At 38.3% G+C, this 1,048-nt stretch carries 2 protein-coding genes; one reads left to right on the plus strand and one right to left on the minus strand.

The genetic code is table 11. The annotated features are described in order from the left end of the window. Positions 1 to 185, plus strand: a 185-nt coding sequence (locus tag WSC_RS25215; protein WP_040393781.1) for a hypothetical protein, incomplete at its 5' end; no start/stop codon positions are given. A gap of 358 nt (positions 186 to 543) precedes the next feature. Here the strand turns inward: WSC_RS25215 and WSC_RS21655 are convergent. Next, entirely contained in the window at positions 544 to 933 is a 390-nt protein-coding gene (locus WSC_RS21655; RefSeq protein WP_157447167.1) for an energy transducer TonB, read from the minus strand. Between the last annotated feature and the right edge of the window lie 115 nt (positions 934 to 1,048).

Genomic DNA, 1,048 nt, shown 5'->3' on the forward strand with positions numbered 1-1,048 from the left:
TAGCGAGGAACGAGCGCAAGCCAAGCTTTTTGCGTCCACCCTTAATTGCATTGTTAGCTAATGCTGAGTCTTTAAAACTTAACCCGCAAACAACACAAAACCAAATTAGCAACTTACCTACTCCATTTTTCACTGCAAATTTAGCAGCGAAAAGAAGCCAACACGAACAATGCAGAGTGCCGTAAGTAAACTTAGAAAAATGAACTGGAGGACATGCAAAAGCGGGGCGACACAAAAGGCCATTTTTATAAACTCACTTGAAGCGGCAGGCAAACAATATAAATGCCGCTCAACGGTAAAACAAGTTGGAATAACCAACTTACCAACAACTGGAGCGTGACGAGTTGGTGTTACTTTTTAGCACAAAATAACCAGCAACTCGAAAACCTACAACACCAGATTTTAATTTTTAACTACGTTAAGCACTTAGCTAACGCCGCAATATGGGGCGCATAAAAGCTTGGCTATAATTAGGAACGAAGTGACGCAGCCAAGCTTTTTGCGTCCCTTTCATTATTGCTTTGTTAGTTGACGACTACACCATTAATAGAAGCGCCTATATGGGACTTCAATAACAACCCCATTTTGCAACGAGAAGTCAATTTTAAAAGTATAATTTTTAAAAACAACTGGCTCTCCTTTTAATACAACTGGTTTAAATTTCCATTTCTTAACGGCTTCAACTGAATTAGCATCAAATACAACGCTCGGAGTTGATTCAAATACTTTTACGTTTTCAGTTGCTCCAATCTGAGTTATGTCGAAAACCACAATTACTGAGCCTTCAATACCGTTACGAAATGCCTCTAATGGATATTCAGGCTTAATTTTCACTATTAGTTTAGGCCCAATGTCTTCAGACGCTATTGAAAAAGCACTTAAACCAATTGCAAACAAGATTAATAAATAACGCATATTTGCTTTAAAAGACAACTAACGCCGTAGTAAAGGGTGTAATAAAGTTGGCTAATATTTTTGCTCAGCAAAAATTTAGCCAAGCTTTTTGCATCCCTTTGACTGCATTGTTAGAAATGCCCGACAACGCAAG

The sequence above is a fragment of the Catenovulum agarivorans YM01 genome, from assembly GCF_000281085.1.
Classification (GTDB): domain Bacteria; phylum Pseudomonadota; class Gammaproteobacteria; order Enterobacterales; family Alteromonadaceae; genus Catenovulum; species Catenovulum agarivorans.